At 68.4% G+C, this 17,446-nt stretch carries 14 protein-coding genes; 2 read left to right on the top strand and 12 right to left on the bottom strand.

Annotation, left to right across the window (positions count from 1 at the left end; genetic code table 11):
• The first annotated feature begins 223 nt into the window (after nt 1-223).
• Nucleotides 224-709, top strand: a complete 486-nt coding sequence (locus ACIRRA_RS09115) for an MmpS family transport accessory protein (RefSeq protein ID WP_402765185.1) — start codon at nt 224-226, stop codon at nt 707-709.
• A 66-nt stretch (nt 710-775) separates the two neighbouring features.
• Here the strand turns inward: ACIRRA_RS09115 and pdxS are convergent, their stop codons facing one another.
• The 11 genes from pdxS to ACIRRA_RS09060 all read right to left on the bottom strand — a co-directional run bounded on the left by pdxS (nt 776) and on the right by ACIRRA_RS09060 (nt 15,588).
• Nucleotides 776-1,696, bottom strand: coding sequence for a pyridoxal 5'-phosphate synthase lyase subunit PdxS (pdxS, locus tag ACIRRA_RS09110; RefSeq protein ID WP_402765182.1), 921 nt, complete (start codon nt 1,694-1,696; stop codon nt 776-778).
• Nucleotides 1,697-2,047: 351 nt separating this feature from the next.
• Complete coding sequence (locus tag ACIRRA_RS09105; protein WP_402765180.1) at nt 2,048-2,716, bottom strand: hypothetical protein; 669 nt, start codon at nt 2,714-2,716, stop codon at nt 2,048-2,050.
• A gap of 114 nt (nt 2,717-2,830) precedes the next feature.
• Nucleotides 2,831-3,871 carry an NUDIX domain-containing protein gene (locus ACIRRA_RS09100; RefSeq protein WP_402765915.1) on the bottom strand — a complete coding sequence of 347 codons (1,041 nt, stop codon included), beginning with the start codon at nt 3,869-3,871 and terminating at the stop codon, nt 2,831-2,833.
• Nucleotides 3,871-4,995, bottom strand: coding sequence for a glycosyltransferase family 4 protein (locus ACIRRA_RS09095; protein WP_402765177.1), 1,125 nt, complete (start codon nt 4,993-4,995; stop codon nt 3,871-3,873). The genes ACIRRA_RS09100 and ACIRRA_RS09095 overlap by 1 nt, the downstream gene beginning before the upstream one ends.
• The gene (locus tag ACIRRA_RS09090) at nt 4,992-5,954 is read right to left on the bottom strand and encodes a phosphatidylinositol mannoside acyltransferase (RefSeq protein ID WP_402765913.1); all 963 of its coding nucleotides are present in this window, start codon (nt 5,952-5,954) and stop codon (nt 4,992-4,994) included. Before ACIRRA_RS09090 ends, ACIRRA_RS09095 begins: the two co-directional genes overlap by 4 nt.
• A gap of 20 nt (nt 5,955-5,974) precedes the next feature.
• Nucleotides 5,975-6,646 carry a phosphatidylinositol phosphate synthase gene (gene pgsA, locus ACIRRA_RS09085; RefSeq protein WP_402765175.1) on the bottom strand — a complete coding sequence of 224 codons (672 nt, stop codon included), beginning with the start codon at nt 6,644-6,646 and terminating at the stop codon, nt 5,975-5,977.
• A gap of 190 nt (nt 6,647-6,836) precedes the next feature.
• Complete coding sequence (locus ACIRRA_RS09080) at nt 6,837-7,412, bottom strand: HIT family protein (RefSeq protein ID WP_402765172.1); 576 nt, start codon at nt 7,410-7,412, stop codon at nt 6,837-6,839.
• Nucleotides 7,409-9,466, bottom strand: a complete 2,058-nt coding sequence (gene thrS, locus ACIRRA_RS09075) for a threonine--tRNA ligase (protein ID WP_402765169.1) — start codon at nt 9,464-9,466, stop codon at nt 7,409-7,411. The genes ACIRRA_RS09080 and thrS overlap by 4 nt, the downstream gene beginning before the upstream one ends.
• Before the next feature lie 486 nt (nt 9,467-9,952).
• Nucleotides 9,953-10,723, bottom strand: a complete 771-nt coding sequence (locus ACIRRA_RS09070; RefSeq protein ID WP_402765166.1) for a (2Fe-2S)-binding protein — start codon at nt 10,721-10,723, stop codon at nt 9,953-9,955.
• Between the two features lie 261 nt (nt 10,724-10,984).
• The gene (locus tag ACIRRA_RS09065) at nt 10,985-13,195 is read right to left on the bottom strand and encodes a SulP family inorganic anion transporter (RefSeq protein WP_402765164.1); all 2,211 of its coding nucleotides are present in this window, start codon (nt 13,193-13,195) and stop codon (nt 10,985-10,987) included.
• A gap of 182 nt (nt 13,196-13,377) precedes the next feature.
• The gene (locus ACIRRA_RS09060) at nt 13,378-15,588 is read right to left on the bottom strand and encodes a SulP family inorganic anion transporter (RefSeq protein ID WP_402765161.1); all 2,211 of its coding nucleotides are present in this window, start codon (nt 15,586-15,588) and stop codon (nt 13,378-13,380) included.
• A gap of 349 nt (nt 15,589-15,937) precedes the next feature.
• Here ACIRRA_RS09060 and ACIRRA_RS09055 point away from each other — a divergent pair, with 349 nt between their 5' ends.
• Complete coding sequence (locus tag ACIRRA_RS09055) at nt 15,938-16,984, top strand: extracellular solute-binding protein (RefSeq protein WP_402765159.1); 1,047 nt, start codon at nt 15,938-15,940, stop codon at nt 16,982-16,984.
• Nucleotides 16,985-17,015: 31 nt separating this feature from the next.
• On the opposite strand, the gene ACIRRA_RS09050 is transcribed toward ACIRRA_RS09055, so the two are convergent.
• A complete protein-coding gene (locus ACIRRA_RS09050) occupies nt 17,016-17,396 on the bottom strand; it encodes a DUF5313 family protein (RefSeq protein WP_402765157.1) in 381 nt (126 codons plus the stop codon).
• Nucleotides 17,397-17,446: the final 50 nt, after the last annotated feature.

Below are 17,446 nucleotides of genomic sequence, written 5' to 3'. Positions count from 1 at the left end.
AACCCGACAGTAGCCAAAGGTCACTCGTGCACAATGCAATTGCGGAATCCCCCCGAGATCCTCACTCTGCCGACTTCGGTAAGAATCTCCAATTCCGTCCGATACCAACGGATTCCCCTACCGATTCGACGACCTATCCGTCCCCGCCTCGGGCGGTTCTCAGCGCGCAATTCCACTGATACGGTTCCGCTCCGGTCCACAGGAATACAAATCAAGGGGATTCATGACGTACCAAGGTGTTCCGGCTCCGGGATATCCGATGCAGCCGCCACCGCCGAAAAAACGGAAGATCTGGCCGTGGATCGTGGGGGCACTGCTGCTGTTCATCGTGCTGCCGTTCGCAGCCTGCACAGCGGTGTTCGGCAAGGCCGCGAATGATGTCGCCAAGGAATCCAAGCGCACCGTGGATGTCCGCTACGAGGTGACCGGGTCCGGCGAAGGCACGTACGTCAAGCCGTCGATCACCTATAGCGTCGGGGACACGGGATCAGGGACCAGCACCTCGGCACAACTGCCGTGGAGCAAGGATGTCACCCTGACCGGCTTTCTGAAGATGGCCACCCTCAGCGCGACGGCCGCTGACGACGACACTGCGACCATCACCTGCCGCATCATGCAGGGCGACAAGGTGCTGGTGGAGAACACGGCCACCGGCTCGCTGGCCCTCGCCACGTGCACCACGGACCTGAGCAAGATCACCGGCAATTGACACGGCAACCGCCGGGGCTCCGGACGGAGCACCCGGCGGTGTCGAATTCGCTTCTCGCGGAGCCGATTACCAGCCGCGCTCGGCGAGGCGGTGGGGCTGGGGGATCTCCTCGACATTGATGCCGACCATGGCCTCGCCCAGGCCGCGCGAGACCTTCGCGAGGACGTCGGGGTCGTCGTGGAAGGTGGTGGCCTTGACGATGGCGGCGGCACGCTCGGCCGGGTTGCCGGACTTGAAGATGCCCGAGCCGACGAACACACCCTCGGCGCCGAGCTGCATCATCATGGCGGCGTCGGCGGGGGTGGCGATGCCGCCGGCGGTGAACAGCACGACGGGGAGCTTGCCGGTCTCGGCGACCTCGGCGACCAGCTCGTAGGGGGCCTGCAGTTCCTTGGCGGCCACGTACAGCTCGTCCTTGGGCAGGGAGGTCAGGCGGCGGATCTCGTCGCGGATCTTGCGCATGTGGGTGGTGGCGTTGGAAACGTCACCGGTGCCGGCCTCACCCTTGGAGCGGATCATGGCCGCGCCCTCGGTGATTCGGCGCAGCGCCTCGCCCAGGTTGGTCGCGCCACACACGAACGGGACGGTGAAGGCGAACTTATCGATGTGGTTGGAGTAGTCGGCCGGGGTCAGCACCTCGGACTCGTCGATGTAGTCGACACCCAGCGACTGCAGGATCTGCGCCTCGACGAAGTGGCCGATGCGGGCCTTCGCCATGACGGGGATGGAGACGGCGCTGATGATGCCGTCGATCATGTCCGGATCCGACATGCGGGACACGCCACCCTGGGCGCGAATGTCGGCGGGGACCCGCTCCAGCGCCATGACCGCGACGGCACCGGCGTCCTCGGCGATCTTGGCCTGCTCCGGCGTGACGACATCCATGATCACACCGCCCTTCAGCATCTCGGCCATGCCGCGCTTGACGCGGGCGGTACCGATGGTCGGGGTGGTGTCGGGCGTGGTCACGGCAAACTCCTGGGTCATGTGGGCCAATCGGATCGCTCGGAATCGAACAGGTCGATTCTAGGCGGCACTTTCAGGCCACTTCATAGCCAGTCCGACACGACTGGACTGCCCGCCCCACAAGGGATGACGGGCGTCACAGCACCAGGGTTACCGTGCCGCTATTACAGCGGTCCGACGACGAAAATCGTCGCCCAGTACTCGGCTGCGGCCGGGCCCATCAACGGTTCCAGGAAGTCGTAGAGCAGGTAAGACACGAAGAATTTTCCACCTTCCACACACGGTCCGCCGATTCCGTTGCGCGGCAAACCTTCCCAGGGACCCTAGCGGAGGTTGCGCCATAGATCACGGGAAGGTCCGGGAGGCCGCCGGTCAGCCCAGGGTGAAGACGTACCGACTCGTGGGCACCAGATCCAGGTTCAGGTGCGCGCCGAAGCGGACGACGCTCTCCATCATGGCCGTCACACGCCGCTGCAGTTCCGCGTCGTCCCCGCCGCTGCCGTAGAAGGCATGTGCGCTGGTCATGGCCGCCATCGGGAACAGTTCCTCGACGAGGGCATCGACCCGCTTGCCGTCGGTGATCGCCTCGGTGACGGTGTTCTGGACGTAGCCGAACGTGTCCTGGGTCTCGATAGCCACTGGCGTGTGCAGGACGTGCCAGCGATGCAGCCACTCCTCCCGCGTCAGGTCCTCGGGAATCCGCAGAATCGCGATATTCGCCAGCGCGTCGGTCCGGACCCCGTCCTCGACCACCGGCGGCTCGATGGGCCGACGCTCATCCACGACCCACCCGTTCACGTCCTCCGCCACCGCCCGTAGCAGGTCGGTGACCGCCGCGTGCTCGCCCTCGGTCCACACGCTCACGATCGCGTCGATCGGCGCGTCATAGGTGGTGTGCTTCACCTGCGCGGCCTCGACATCGGCATCCCGCACATTCACCTGATAGGCCGTCACCCCCACCCCGGCCAGCTCTTTGCGCAGTTCCTCGCCCCGGAGCCGCTCCCCCAGTCCCGCGCCCCACAACACATACATCAACTTCATGCCGTAAGTCCTTGCCACAGATCACCATTGATCGCCCCACCGTAGCCCCGCCCGCCGCCCGGAATGCGGGCTTTCAGCCGCCGATCCCACCCACCGGACCGGGGCCGGCGGCTGTCAGCGGATGGAGCGGACTTCGGGGTCGATGTCGGAGTCGGCGGCCGCGATGGCCTCGGCGAGCAGTTGGTCGAGGTGGTAGGGGTAGACGGTTTCGCCGGAGTGGTCGATCTGGGCGATGTCGGTGGGGGTGCACCATTTACTGCCGGTGATGGAGCGGCGTTCGATGTAGTCGAGATTGGTGGGAACCGGGTCGAAGGCTCTGGCGCGCAGGACGAAGAAGAGTTCCTCGGAGCGGATGAGTTCGCCGTTGAAAGGGAAGACCGCTACCCGACGCCAGAGGGGGCCGCGCAGGGCCGAGGAATCGGCTGCGTGGCCGGTTTCCTCGTAGAGCTCACGGATCGCGGCCTCGCGCAGGGTCTCCCCGGGGTTGACGCCGCCGCCGATGGTGAACCAGAACGGGACGTCGGGGACCTTGGGGTCGACACCCTGCAGCAGCAGGACCCGGTCGTTCTCGTCGACCAGGACCACGCGGGCCGAGGTGCGGACGGTGTCGACATCGAGGCCGGTGGAGGCGGCGGGGGTGACCCGCTCGGCGATCTCGAAGTAGGTCGGCAGCGGTGCGGTACCGCCGAGGTGCAGCCAGCGGACCAGGCGGCGGGTGCGCAGGGCGAGGGTGTCGCGGACCGCGTCGTTGTGGAAGCGGCGGGCGATGAGGACCCGGGCCTCGGCATCGGCGAGTTCGGCCACCAGCTGGGGTGGCAGCAGCGCGATGTCGACCCCGGACAGCGCAGCGGCGAGCTGGTTCTCGACGGTTTCGCGGTCGCGCCAGTTGGAGCGTTCGGCACGGTCGGCCAGGGCGGACAGCCGGCGGGCCTGCTCGACCAGGGCCGGATCGTAGAGCCCGGCCAGGGTGGTGGCCACCGAGCGCCCCACCACCGCGCGCCGGGCCAGGGCCGCGTCCAGCGCGTGACGGGCCTGGTCGGTGCGCACGTGCAGCCGGTCGAGGCGGTTGGCGGTGGTGTATGCCCAGACCGCGGCGGTGACGATGAGGGCCGCGACGAGGGCGAGGATCAGGATGGTCGTCGCGGAGAAGGTGATCATCCGGCGGTCCTGACGCGCACGTCGCCGACGGTCACGGTCTCGTACACCCGCAGGATCTGCTCGGCCACGACCGGCCAATCATATTCGCCGACAACCTGATTGGCGGTGCGGATGAACTCCTCGCGCCGGGCGTCGTCGGTGAGCATGCCGCTGATCGCCTCACCCAGCCGCGCCGAGTCACCGACCGGCACCAGCTGTCCCGCGGTGCCGTCGCGCAGTACCCGGCGGAAGGCGTCCAGATCGCTGGCCACCACGGCGGTCCCAGCGGCCATCGCCTCGACCAGCACGATGCCGAAGCTCTCGCCGCCGAGATTGGGTGCGACATAGACATCGGCACTGCGCATGGCCGAGGCCTTCTCGGCATCCGACACCTGGCCCAGGAAGCGCAGGTGTCCCGCGTTCCCCCCCGCCTCGCGGCGCAGCCGGTCCTCGTCACCGCGGCCGACGATCAGCAGCTCGAGCTCCGGATGCCGGCGCACCAGTTCCGGCAGCGCGCCGAGCAGCACCTCCATGCCCTTGCGCGGCTCGTCGAACCGGCCCAGGAACAGCACCGACTTCCCCGTGCGCGGATACCCGGACAGCAGCGGCGCGTGCGCGAACGCGGGCACGTCGACACCGTTGGGGATCTCGACCGCGTCCCCGCCCAGTGCCTCCACCTGCCAGCGCCGCGCCAGCTCGCTCACCGCGATCCGGCCGCTGATCTTCTCGTGGTACGGCCGCAACACACCCTGAAAAGTGCTCAGCACCAGCGACTTCGTGGTCGAGGTGTGGAAGGTGGCCACGATAGGCCCCTCCGCGATCTTGAGCGCCAGCATGGACAGGCTGGGTGCGTTGGGTTCGTGGATGTGCAGGACGTCGAAGTCGTTCTCGGCGATCCAGCGGCGGATCCGGGTATAGGCGGTGGGCCCGAAGGACAGTCGTGCCACCGAGCCGTTGTAGGGGATGGCCACGGCCTTGCCCGCCGACACCACGAAATCGGGCAGCGGCGTGTCGTCGGCGGCGGGCGCGAGCACGCTCACCTTGTGGCCGCGCTCGATGAGCACCTGCGCCAGCTCCACGACATGGGCTTGCACCCCGCCCGGCACATCGAACGAATACGGGCAGACCATGCCGATTCTCATAGCGCCCCTGTTCCCTGCGGCCCCTGCGCGTCATAGCCCAGCGCCTGTTGCGCAGCGGCGATACGTTCCAGTCTGGCCTGCGAGAGGTCGCTTTCCCACAGCGGCTGCAGCATGTGCCAGTCCGCCGGATGGGCGGCGATATTGGCGGCGAACACGTCGGTCAGCGCCTGGGTGGCGGGCGCGATGCCGCCGGAGAGATCCAGCGCCTCGAAGACCCGCATGCCCCAGCCCTCGCGGCCGTCGGCCTCGGTGGTGAACCAGCAGTGCACGGGCAGCAGCGCCGCACCGGTGTCGGCGGCCAGTTTGGCCGCGCCGGCGGGCAGCCAGGTGCGTTCACCGAACATGGTGACCGGCACCCCCTTGCCGGTGAGATCGCGCTCCCCCAGCAGGCAGACCACCTTGTTGGCCCGCAGCCGATCGGCCAGCTGCGGGAACGGCGGCTGTTCGCCGCCGGTCAGCGGGAACACCTCGAAGCCCAGGCTCGCCCGGTACTCGACGAACCGCTCGAACAGCGACTCCGGCTTCAAACGCTCCATGACCGTGGTGAGCTGGCCGTAGTTCTGCACCAGCCAGACCCCGGCCATATCCCAGTTGCCCGAGTGCGGCAGTACCAGCAGCACACCCTTGCCCCGGGCCAGCGCCGCGTCCAGGTGTTCGACACCGTCCACGTGCAGCTGTCCGAGCGCCGTGTGGTCCATCGAGGGCAGCCGGAACGCCTCGCGCCAGTAGCGGGCATAGGACCGCATACTCGCCGCGATCAGGCTGTCCGGCACCGCCGCCGGAGTCGTACCCAGCACGCGAGCGAGGTTGCGGCGCAGCTGGTTCGGGTGCCCACGGTGCGCCTTCCGGTTCGATCGTCGGGCGGCGGCGTTCGCGCCCGCGTCGAAGCCCTTGCGCGCCACGCCCTCCGGCAGGCCTCGGACAAGCCGCCACCCGGCCGCGTACGCCTTGTCGGTCATCGCGGACGTGAAATCGGTTGTCACTGCTGCGGTTCCTCCGGAGCCTTCGCCGTGGGGGCGATGATGTCGCGGGCGCCAGGGGAATTGCGCACCGCCAGCACCCGCTGGAAGACGGTGATGATACTGAGCACGGCCAGGGCGTACATGGCCGCGTACACCGCGTACGACAGCCAGGTGATGCCGAAATAGCCACCGATGCCGGTGAATCCGGCGCCGACCAGCACGATGACCAGGCGGTCGGGCCGCTCGATCAGGCCGCCGTCGGCCGACAGCCCGCTGGCCTCCGCCCGCGCCTTCGCGTACGAGATGACCTGCGAGGTCACCAGCACCACCAGGGTCGCCACGAACAGGTGCTCGGAGTGCGCGTGGTACACCGACCACCAGGCAAGCCCCGCGAAGATGGCGCCGTCGGCCACGCGGTCACACGTGGCGTCCAGCACCGCACCGTATTTCGTGCCGCCGCCCCGGGCGCGGGCCATGGCCCCGTCCAGCATGTCGAACATGACGAACAGCCAGATCACCATGGTTCCCCAGAACAGGTGACCGGTCGGGAACAGGGTCACCGCCGCGACGATCGAGGCGGTGGTGCCGATGAGCGTCATCGCATCGGGCGTGAGCCCCGTGCTCACCAGCGCTTTGCCCAGGGGCGCAGTCGCTTTGGCGAACGTCTCGCGACCGAAGAAGCTCAGCACGCTGTCCCGCGTCCTTCCATGCTGTAACCGTTGGGCATGAACGGGGGCCCTGCATGGTTGTGCTTCGCGAGCGCCGAGAGGGGAAGCGACGCTTCCGGGCCTGACCCGCTCATGCTGTAACCATTGGGCATGAACGGGGGCCCTACATGGTTACGCTTCGCTGCCGCTTCCGGGCCTGACCCGCTCATGCCTATTCGGCTTCCTTCCACGCCTGTGCCAGCAGCGCCCGGGTTTCCCGGAGCAGCTGCGGCATCACCTTCACTCCGCCGACGACGGTAATGAAGTTCGCGTCCCCACTCCAGCGCGGCACGATATGTTGATGCAGGTGATCAGCGAGTGAACCACCGGCAACGCCACCGAGATTCAAGCCGACATTGAAGCCCTCGGGCCGCGACACCTGCTTCATCACCCGGATCGCCTGCTGGGTGAACGCCATCAGCTCGGCGCTCTCCTCGGTGGTCAGGTCCTCGAGGTTGGCGACCCGGCGGTAGGGCACCACCATCATGTGGCCCGGGTTGTACGGGTACAGGTTCAGCACCGCGTACACCCACTCACCACGCGCGACGATCAGGCCGTCCTCGTCCGACATCTCCGGGATGTCGGTGAAGGGGTGCCCGGTCTTCTTGGGCACGTCGATCTGCCGGTCCTCGGCCTCACCGGTGATGTAGGACATCCGGTACGGGGTCCACAGCCGCTGCAGGCGATCCGGATCCCCCGCACCGGTATCCACGATCTGCTCGGACACGGGTGCAATCCATTCACTCATCGATCCGCCTTGCGGATCTCGAAACCCTCCGCGGTAGGCGACTCGTTCTCGCGGCGCGCGATCCAGTCCACGATGGTGGCCACCGCTTCGGCCACGGGCACACCGTTGACCTGGGTGCCGTCGCGGAAGCGGAAGCTGACCGCGCCGCTCTCCACATCGCGCGCGCCGGCCAGCAGCATGAACGGCACCTTCTGCGCGGTCTGGTTGAAGATCTTCTTCTGCATGCGGTCGTCGCTGCGGTCGACCTCGGCGCGAATGCCGTTGTCCCGCAGGCGTTCGATCACGCCGTCCAAGTGCTCGACGAAGGTCTCGGCGACCGGGATGCCGACCACCTGCACCGGCGCCAGCCACGCCGGGAATGCGCCCGCGTAGTGCTCGGTGAGCACGCCGAAGAAGCGCTCGATGGAGCCGAAGAGCGCGCGGTGGATCATGACCGGGCGGTGCTTGGCGCCGTCGGAGCCGGTGTACTCCAGCTCGAAACGCTCGGGCAGGTTGAAGTCCAGCTGGATGGTGGACATCTGCCAGGTGCGGCCGAGCGCGTCCTTGGCCTGGACCGAGATCTTCGGGCCGTAGAAGGCGGCCCCGCCCGGATCCGGCACCAGCTCCAGACCGGAGTCGGTGGCCACCTTGCGCAGGGTCTCGGTGGCCTCCTCCCACAGCTCGTCGGAGCCCACGAACTTCTGCGGGTCCTTGGTGGACAGCTCCAGGTAGAAGTCGTCGAGGCCGTAGTCGCGCAGCAGTGAGAGCACGAACTGCAGGGTGCTGGTCAGCTCCGCGTGCATCTGCTCCTTGGTGCAGTAGATATGGGCGTCGTCCTGGGTCATGCCGCGCACCCGGGTCAGGCCGTGCACGACGCCGGACTTCTCGTAGCGGTAGACCGAGCCGAATTCGAACATGCGCAAGGGCAGTTCGCGGTAGGAGCGCCCGCGCGACCGGAAGATCAGGTTGTGCATCGGGCAGTTCATCGGCTTGACGTAGTAGTCCTGGCCGGGCTTGCGCACCGAGCCGTCCTCGTTGAGTTCGGCGTCGAGGTGCATGGCCGGGAACATGCCGTCGCGATACCAGTCCAGGTGGCCGGAGACCTCGAACAGATGGCCCTTGGTGATGTGCGGGGTGTTGACGAACTCGTAGCCGGCGGCGATGTGGCGGCGGCGCGAATAGTCCTCGAGCTCCTTGCGGATGACGCCGCCCTTGGGGTGGAACACCGGCAGGCCCGAGCCCAGCTCGTCGGGGAAGGAGAACAGGTCCAGTTCCAGGCCGAGCTTGCGGTGGTCGCGCTTCTCGGCCTCCTCGAGCAAGCGCAGATGCTCGTCCTGCGCCTCGCTGGATTCCCAGGCGGTGCCGTAGATGCGCTGCAGGTCCTCACGGGACTGGTCACCACGCCAGTAGGCGGCCGAGGAGCGGGTCAGCTTGAAGGCCGGAATGTATTTGGTGGTCGGGATGTGCGGGCCGCGGCACAGGTCGCCCCACAGCTTCTCGCCGGTGCGCGGGTCCAGGTTGTCGTAGATGGTCAGCTCTTTGCCGCCGACCTCCATGACCTCCGGATCGTCGATGCCCGACTTGTCGGAGATCAGCTCGAGCTTGAACGGCTCCTTGGCCAGTTCGACGCGGGCCTCGTCGACCTCGACCACCCGGCGCGAAAACCGCTGCGCGCCTTTGATGATCTTCTTCATCCGGGACTCCAGCTTGGCCAGATCCTCGGGGGTGAAGGGGCGGTCGACCTGGAAGTCGTAGTAGAAGCCGTCCTTGATGAAGGGGCCGATGCCCAGCTTGGCCTCGGGGAACTCCTGCTGCACCGCCTGGGCCAGCACGTGCGCGGCCGAGTGCCGGATCACATTGCGGCCGTCCGGAGAATCGGCGGTGATGACCTCGACCTCGGTGTCGAGCTCGGGCACCCAGGACAGGTCCTTGAGTGCGCCCTCGGCGTCACGCACCACGATGACCGCGGCCGGGCCCTTGCTCGGTAGGTCCGCCTCGCGCACCGCGGCCCCGGCGGTAGTCCCAGCCGCAACCCGGACGCGGGCGACTGGGGTCTGCTGGGGTGAGGTGGTCACGGCTGGACACTCCTTGGCGGTTCACGGCAGGTCGTCGATCCGCCGTACAGGTTGGACTGGATGACCGGGCACCCCCTTCGTGAAGGGCAGAGCCCCGGCGGGCACCACTCTATCGGCACGGTTGTCACCGCGCGCCGATGGACCGGCCCCGCCGCGTCGCCCGCCACCGCGCACGTCCCGGCCCGAGTCGATCCCGCCACCGTGACCAGGTGAAACACCCGATCAGCACCAAGAATCGAGCATCCGGCGGCACCTGCGGAACAAGATCGGCCCGAACCGCGGAGTCCGGCGCTCACGGGCAGGTCGACCGCCTGATTCTCCGAGCGACCGCACCGGCACGGCAAGCGAATTCACCACGGGGCCGAGGCCGCCACTCGCGTGCGGCGACCTCGGCCGCGTGCACTTGTCCTGCGCCGCAGGAGGTTTCGGGCAGCCGGGGTGGCGGCTGCGGGCGTGCAGGTCGATCCGACGCGCTCCGCCCGGCCGTCAGCCGCGCGCGGCGACGTCGGCGAGCAGGGCTTCGCGTTCGGGGGCGGGGCGTTTGGGGCAGCTGGTGCACATCTGGCAGCCCGGCACCTCGAAGACCAGGCAGCAGGAGATGCGGCGTACGAAGGTGCGGCCGCCGACGTCCTGGAAGCGCGGCACCGGCAGCCGGCCCGCGACATCCCGGGCCAGGCGGGCACCGGCCTCCTCGGCCCCGATGTCCAGGGCACGGTTGCCGATGGCGTCGGCCACGATCGCCCACAGCGAGGCCGCGCCCGCGCCGGACACCTCGGCCACCACCGGAATCACGCGAGACAGCGTGTGCCGCAACGCATGTCCGACGGAAGCCGTCGCACAGCAGCCTCCGGATTCGGCGTCCGCACTCTCGGCGGGAACCACCGGAGCGGGGCCCGCCGACTCCGTGGACCGCGGCGATGGCGTGATCGGAGACCAGGATTCGATGGCGAGCGGACCCGCGCCGACTAGGTAGCCGTGCGGTTCCGGCAGCACCCGCTCCACGCCGCCGTCGGGCCGGATCTCCAGGGCGATGTGCTCGAGCGCGGGGTCGAAGGCGGGCCGCCCGCTCGCGATGGCCGCGACGATCGGATCCACCAGCGACGAGGCCGCCATGCACCACCACAGCGTCCCCGACACCCGCGAGTTGGCAGTCCCCCACGAGATCCCCATGTCGGCGATCCGCTCGGCCAGCCACTGTGGTCGCAGTAACTCGGTGCCCGGCACCAGGGCCTGTGAAACGGGGGGCTGCGCAACCATTTCCATTCGACTCCGATCCGGCCGATTCACGATGATCACTACCCACGATGTCACGCTTTCGCGCCGATGTGGGCCGCTCCCGCACGACCCCCGGCGCACCCGTTCGACCCGCGATGCCGCGAGGCGCGCTCAGCGTATGCCGCGCGAGCTCCCCCGCCGCGCCGACGCGCCAGGCGGCGAGCATCGGCCGGATCGCCACTCGGGAAGACAGATAGTGCGGGCATTCCCGAACGGGAAGCCCGCACTATCGCAGGGTGGGCGCTATCGGTGCGTGTGGGCCAACGCCGATAGCTCGGGTGCGTCGATGTCCCGGATGCCCGTGGAGGTCACCTCCAGAACTCGGGCGGTCCCGATGTCGAAGAACAGGCCGGATACCTCGAGGCCGCGTTCCAGGATCGCCCGCCGGACCACCGGGTGGGCCCGCAGCGTGTCCAGCTGGACTGCCACATTCACGATGGACAGCTGGTCCGCCACCCCGAATCCGGCGCGCGCCGCCGCGGCGGCGACCGGGTCGCCGGAGCGGAAGCGATCCAGGCTGGTCCGGCCGTGGACCAGCCAGTTGCCCAGGCCGGGCCCGGTGGGCCCGCCCGCGACCAGTGCCTTCATCGCTCCGCACGCGGAGTGACCGCAGACCACGACGTTGTCCACGACCAGATCGTCGATGGCGAAGGCGAGCGCCGCCTCGATGGAGCTGTCGCGGCCGCCGGGGACCACCAGGTTGCCGACATTGCGGATGGTGAATATGTCACCGGGCCCGCTGTTGGTGATCATGTTGGGCACGATCCGCGAATCCGCGCAGGTCAGGAAGAGCGAGTGCGGGTTCTGCCCGTCGCGTAGCTCGTCCAGGTGCGGGCGCACCACGTGGGCGTTGCGCTGATGGAAGGCGGCCACGCCCTGGGTGATCGGGTTGCCGTCATTCTCGCGCCAGGGGCGCAGCACATCGTCGAGCAGGGCGCGGGCGCGCCCGCGCACCGGCGGGCCGGTCAGGGCGTGCGCCATGCGAGCGGTGCCGAGTTCCACGAATTCGACTGTGCCGCCGGTACTCTCGTGCTGACTGGACCAGTCGTGGATGGCCTCGCAGGCGGCGTGATCGAGGAAGTCGACGCTCATCTCGACCAGCACATCGACCCCGCCGGGCACCTTGGCCAGTTCCGAGGACAGTTTCGGCAGCGCCAGGAAGGTGCAGGTGCCGTCGATGCTGACCAGCCAGCGATCGGTGCCGGCCACCTCGCCGGCGATCACCGAGACGCGCACAACCCGCCACAGCAGCAGGCCGAAGGCCAGCGCCAGGCCGATGACGACGCCCTCGAGGAGGTTCAGGAACACCACGCCGAGCACGGTCACGAGGTACACCAGCAGGTCGCCGGTGCGCCGGGCGAGTTTGATGTGGGCGAGCTTGACCAGCTGGATGCCGACCACGATCAGCAGACCGGCCAGGGCCGATTTCGGAATCTGCTGCACCAGGCCGACCAGCGCCACCGAGAACACCAGGATCCAGACACCGTGCAGGAACGCCGAGGCGCGCGAGCGGGCGCCGGCCTGCACATTGGTGGCACTGCGCACGATGACGCCGGTGACCGGCAGGCCGCCGAGGCCGCCGGAGATCACATTGGCCGCGCCCTGCCCGATCAGTTCGCGGTCGAAGTTGGTGCGCTCGCCGGTGTGCATCTTGTCCGCGGCGACCGCCGACAGCAGGCTCTCCACGCTGGCGATCAGCGCGATGGTCAGTGCCGCGAGCACCACCTCGCTCCACTCGCCGGAGGGCAGCTCGGGCAGTCCGATGGCGTCGAACAGCGAGCCGCTCAACACGATTCGCTCCGGATCGCCGGGCAGCACCAGCGACAGCACGGTGCCGGCGACCACGGCGACCAGGGGGCCGGGCAGCACCTTCAGTTTGCCCGGCACGTACTTCCAGCTGAGCATGATGGCGATGACCACCAGGCCGACGACGAAGTCGTCGCCGTGCAGGTTGAGCAGCTGGTTCGGCAGTTCCTTCAGGTTCTCCCACGCGGAGCTCTGCGAGGTGCCGCCGAGCAGCACATGGAACTGCTGCAGCGCGATGGTGACACCGATACCGGCGAGCATGGCGTGCACCACGACCGGCGCGATGGCCAGCGCGGCACGGGCAATGCGACTGAGCCCGAACAGGATTTGCAGCACACCGGCCAGCACGGTAATGAAACAGGCTGTCTTCCAGCCGAATTCGTTGATGGTGGTGGCGACCACCACGGTCAGGCCGGCCGCGGGCCCGCTGACCTGCAGCGGTGAACCGCCGAGCAGGCCGACCACGAGGCCGCCGACCACGGCGGCGATGAGTCCGGCGGCGATGGGCGCACCGGAGGCGACCGCAATGCCGAGCGAGAGCGGCAGTGCGACGAGAAAGACGACAAAGGATGCAGGAAGATCATGACGCAGCAGGCTGTCGAGCCGGCCGTCGGTTCTACCTGGCGGTGAATCGGTGTCGCTAGACATATCGCTCCTCAGCGAGCATGTACAGGGGGCATCGAATAAAGGCTGCGGACAGCGTTGGCCGCAGAGTCACCAGACGAGCAGAGCCAAGGTTAAAGGTAAAGACTTAGCAAAATCTGAGAAATGTAGGCCCCAAGCAAAAGGGTATGAACCCTCTCGGGTCCACGCCCCTTCTTCCCCGGTCGTCACGCGGGTTGGACCACCCGCCCGACGTCATCGATCTCGGCGATTCCGTCCACCGTGACCTCCACCACGCGCGCGGTGGCGATATCGAAGAACAGGCCCGAGAGCACCACGCCGCGTTCCTGCACGCCGCGGCGGACCACCGGATGCGCGTACAGCGTTTCCAGCTGCACCGCCACATTCACCATGCCGAGCTGATCGACCGGCCCGAACCCGGCGGCCACCGCGGCCACCGCGACCGGATGCCCGAGCCGGAACCGCTCGAGGCTGGGCCGGGCGTGCGCGAGCCAGTCGTCGAGCTTGGACCCGGTGACCAGTTCGCTGTGCAGCGCACCCATGGCACCGCACCCGGAGTGCCCGCACACCACCACCGAGCGGACGTCCAGCTTGTCGAGGGCGTAGATGAGCGCGGCCTCCATGGACGAGTCCTGGGCGTCACGCGGAATCAGGTTGCCCACATTGCGCACCGTGAACAGGTCGCCCGGACCGCTGTTGGTGATCACGTTCGGCACGATCCGGGAGTCGGCGCACGTGACGAAAAGAGAGTCCGGTTCCTGGCTGTCGCGCAGCACCCCGAGGTGCGGGCGCACGACGTGCGCGTGACTGCGGTGATAGGCGGCCACACCGGCGACGATCGGGTCCACATCGGAGGCGGTGCGCCGCCAGGGGCCGAGGACCTCGTCCAGCAGGTGCCGGGAGCGCCCGCGGGCGGGCGGCCCGTCGGCGACGTCGGCCATGCGCACCGCGCCGACCTCCACGAATTCGACTGTGCCGCCTGCACTCCGGTGCTGGTCCACCCAGTCCTGCACCGCGTCGTAGGCGGCGTGGTCCATGAAGTCGACGGTCATCTCGACCACCGCATCGGCGCTGCCGGGCACCTTGGCGAGCTCGGCGGTGAGCCTGGGCAGCGCCAGGAAGGTGAAGCTGCCGTCGACGGTGACCCGCCAGTGCCGCGCGTCCACCTCCTCGGCCACCACCGACACCCGCACCACCCGCCACAGCAGCAGGCCGGAGGCCAGCGTGAGCCCGACCAGCATGCCCGGCAACAGATTCCAGCACACCACCACGAAGGCGGTGGCGGCGTACACCACCAGGTCGCCGGCGCGCTGGGCGCGCCGGATGTGGGCGAGTTCGATCAGCTGGATACCGACCACGATGAGCAGTCCGGCCAGCGCCGCCTTGGGAATCGAGCGCACCACGTCGACCAGCGCCACCGAGAAGAGCAGGATCCACAGCCCGTGCAGCATGGTCAGGGCCTTGGTGCGCGCTCCCGCTTCGACAGTGGTGATGCTGCGCACGATGGCCGCCGCCACCGGCAGGCCGCCGATCAGTCCCGAGACCATATTGGCCGCGCCCTGGCCGAGCAGTTCGCGATCCAGATCCGTTCGGCGCCCGGAGTTCTGGCGCATCCGGTCCACCGCCACGGCCGATAGCAGGGTCTCCACGCTGGCGATGAGCGCGATGGTCACCGCCATCAGCGCCACCGTGGCCCAGCTGCCGTGCGGCGCCTGCGGCAGGTGCAGTTCCGCCGGCAGTGGGCCATTGAGCGTGATGTGTTCGACCCGCACCGGCAGCACGCGCGCCAGCAGGGTCGCGACCACCACCGCCACCAGCGGCGCGGGCACCCGGCGGGCCGGTCTGGGCAGCCGCCGCCAGCCGAGCAGGATGGCGATGACGACCAGTCCGATGCACAGGTCGCCGGGGTGGACCGAGGCCAGCTGATGTGGCAGCGCGATGATGGCGTCCCAGGACGAGGTCAACGAGTCGCCGCCCATGAGCACGTGCACCTGCCCGAGCGCGATGACGATGCCGATTCCGGCGAGCATGGCGTGCACCACCACCGGCGCGATGGCCAGCACCCCGCGTGCGATCCGGCTGAGCCCGAACAGGATCTGCAGGCCACCGGCCAGGATGGTGATGAAACAGGTGGCGGCCCAGCCGAATTGGTTGATCGATTCGGCGACCACCACGGTCAGCGAGGCGGTGGGCCCGCTGACCTGGAGGGTCGATCCGCCGAAGAGTCCGGCGACCACGCCGCCCACCACCGCGGCGATGAGTCCGGCGGCGACCGGCGCGCCCACGGCGACGGCGATGCCGATGGACAGCGGCAGGGAGACCAGGAAGACGACGAACGAGGCGGGTAGATCGTGGCGCACCAGGGCGGCGAACCTGGAAAGTGACGTCCGTGGAGGCTGATCGGTGTCGGTGGCCATATCTCTCCTTCGCCGGCACGGCAGCGCCGCGCGGTTCATCGGTCAACATGTACTGGCATCGAATAGAGAGGCAGCGGCGGGCGAGGCTGGAGCACCACGACGCTTGGCGGATCGCGGGTAATCGTAAAGACAGCGCAAAGGAAACGAAAAAGGTTTGCGACAATCGAGGCTAACCGCTATCAAACTGTGACACAAATCACTGCGCCTCGCAAAGGGTTGTTGCGGGCGGAGATGTCACCGGCTGTTCACCGGCCGCACCCTGCCGAGTCAGAGACGCTGCCTAGTCTCTCGCGCCAGATTGCTGTGGAACCCGAAGTGAGACGGGGTCCTTCGGAAAGGGTTCCGCGGAATGTCGCTCCCCCGCCGCGTTGTCATCGCGGCCGTCACCGCCAGCGCACTCGCGATCACCGGTTGCGGCACGCACGCCGAACCGGCATCCGTTCCCGCCGTGACCAGTTCGTGGACCCCGCCGCCCGGGCTGTCCGGGCAGCTCACCCTGTACTCGGCGAATCCGCAGGACCTCACCGACGACCTGCTGGCAGGATTCACCAGGGCGTCCGGGGTGAAGGTGAACGTCGTCAGCGGCGAAACCGGCAAGATCACCGCCAAACTCGACAAGGAGGGCCCGCAGCCGCAGGCCGATGTGGTGTACCTGGCGTCCTGGACACCCGCGGCGGAGTACGACCTGCAGGGCCGCACCCTGCCCTATACCCCGCGCGGCGCGGACCAGGTGCACGACGGCTGGATCGGCAAGGGTCACGGCTTCATCGGCCGGGACGGGTCGGCGCTCACCATGGTGGTCAACAGCAAGGTGAGCCCCCGCCTGCCCGACGACTGGGCCGATCTGGCCGCGCCAGAGTTCCGCGGCCGGGTGATCATGCCGGACCCGCGCGAATCCGGCACCGCCCGGGACCTGCTGGCCGCCATGGTCAGCGCGTGGGGCAAGGACCGCACCTGGGCCATGTTCGACGCCCTCTTCGAGAATGGCATGGTGGTGCGCGGCGGCAACGGCCCCGCCCTCGACGAGGTGACCGCCGGCGCCTACGCCGTCGTCCTCGGCGATGTCGACTACGCGGCCTACGACGCGGCCGCCAAAGGCGTTCCGCTGCGGGTCATCTCACCGTCCTCCGGCACCGTGATCACACCGCGCCCGGTCTTCATCCTGAACACCACCCGCAATCCGGCGGCAGCGAAAGCCTTGGTGGACTATATGCTCACGCCCGAGGCCCAGCAGATCACCGCCGCGCACAAGATGATTCCCGCCCGCACCGACGTTCCGGTCGCACCCGGCACCCGCTCCTACGACGAGGTCAAGCAGCTGCCCTTCTCCTGGGATCAGGTGAAGGGCAACGGCGCCGGCGTCCTCGCCGAATTCACCGTGCGCTACCTGACCTGATTCGTCCGAGCAGATCTGATCCACCCGAGTCTCATCCGCGCCCGTGCGCCCGTTCATAGGCTTCCCGCGCCGCCGCGGCGCGGTCGCGTTCGCGCTGATCGGCCAGGGTCGGGTCGAGGCCGTGCTTGGCGAGCCGGGCCCGGCGGAAGACGTACATGAGGGCGGCGGTGAAGTAGATCAGCGGCAGGTACAGCAGCGCCATCATGGCCATACCCATCCAGAGCGGGCCGGGGATGAGCAGGAACAGGCACAGCGGCGGAATGATCGGGATGAGGATGCGCAACATGTAGCGGCGCGCCGCGCCCGGACCGGTCAGGTCGTCGATCACCCACTGCCGCATGCTCGGCGGCAGCGTCCCGCCGCAGATATAGCGCAGGCGCTGCGCCAGATTCGGTTTGGTCGGATCGCTCATCTCTGACTGCTTTCGATGGTGACGGATACGGGTTGGCGGGTGATGTCGTG

It is taken from the genome of Nocardia sp. NPDC101769 (assembly GCF_044766925.1).
GTDB lineage: Bacteria > Actinomycetota > Actinomycetes > Mycobacteriales > Mycobacteriaceae > Nocardia.
This window is presented reverse-complemented; position numbering and strand designations above follow the sequence as displayed.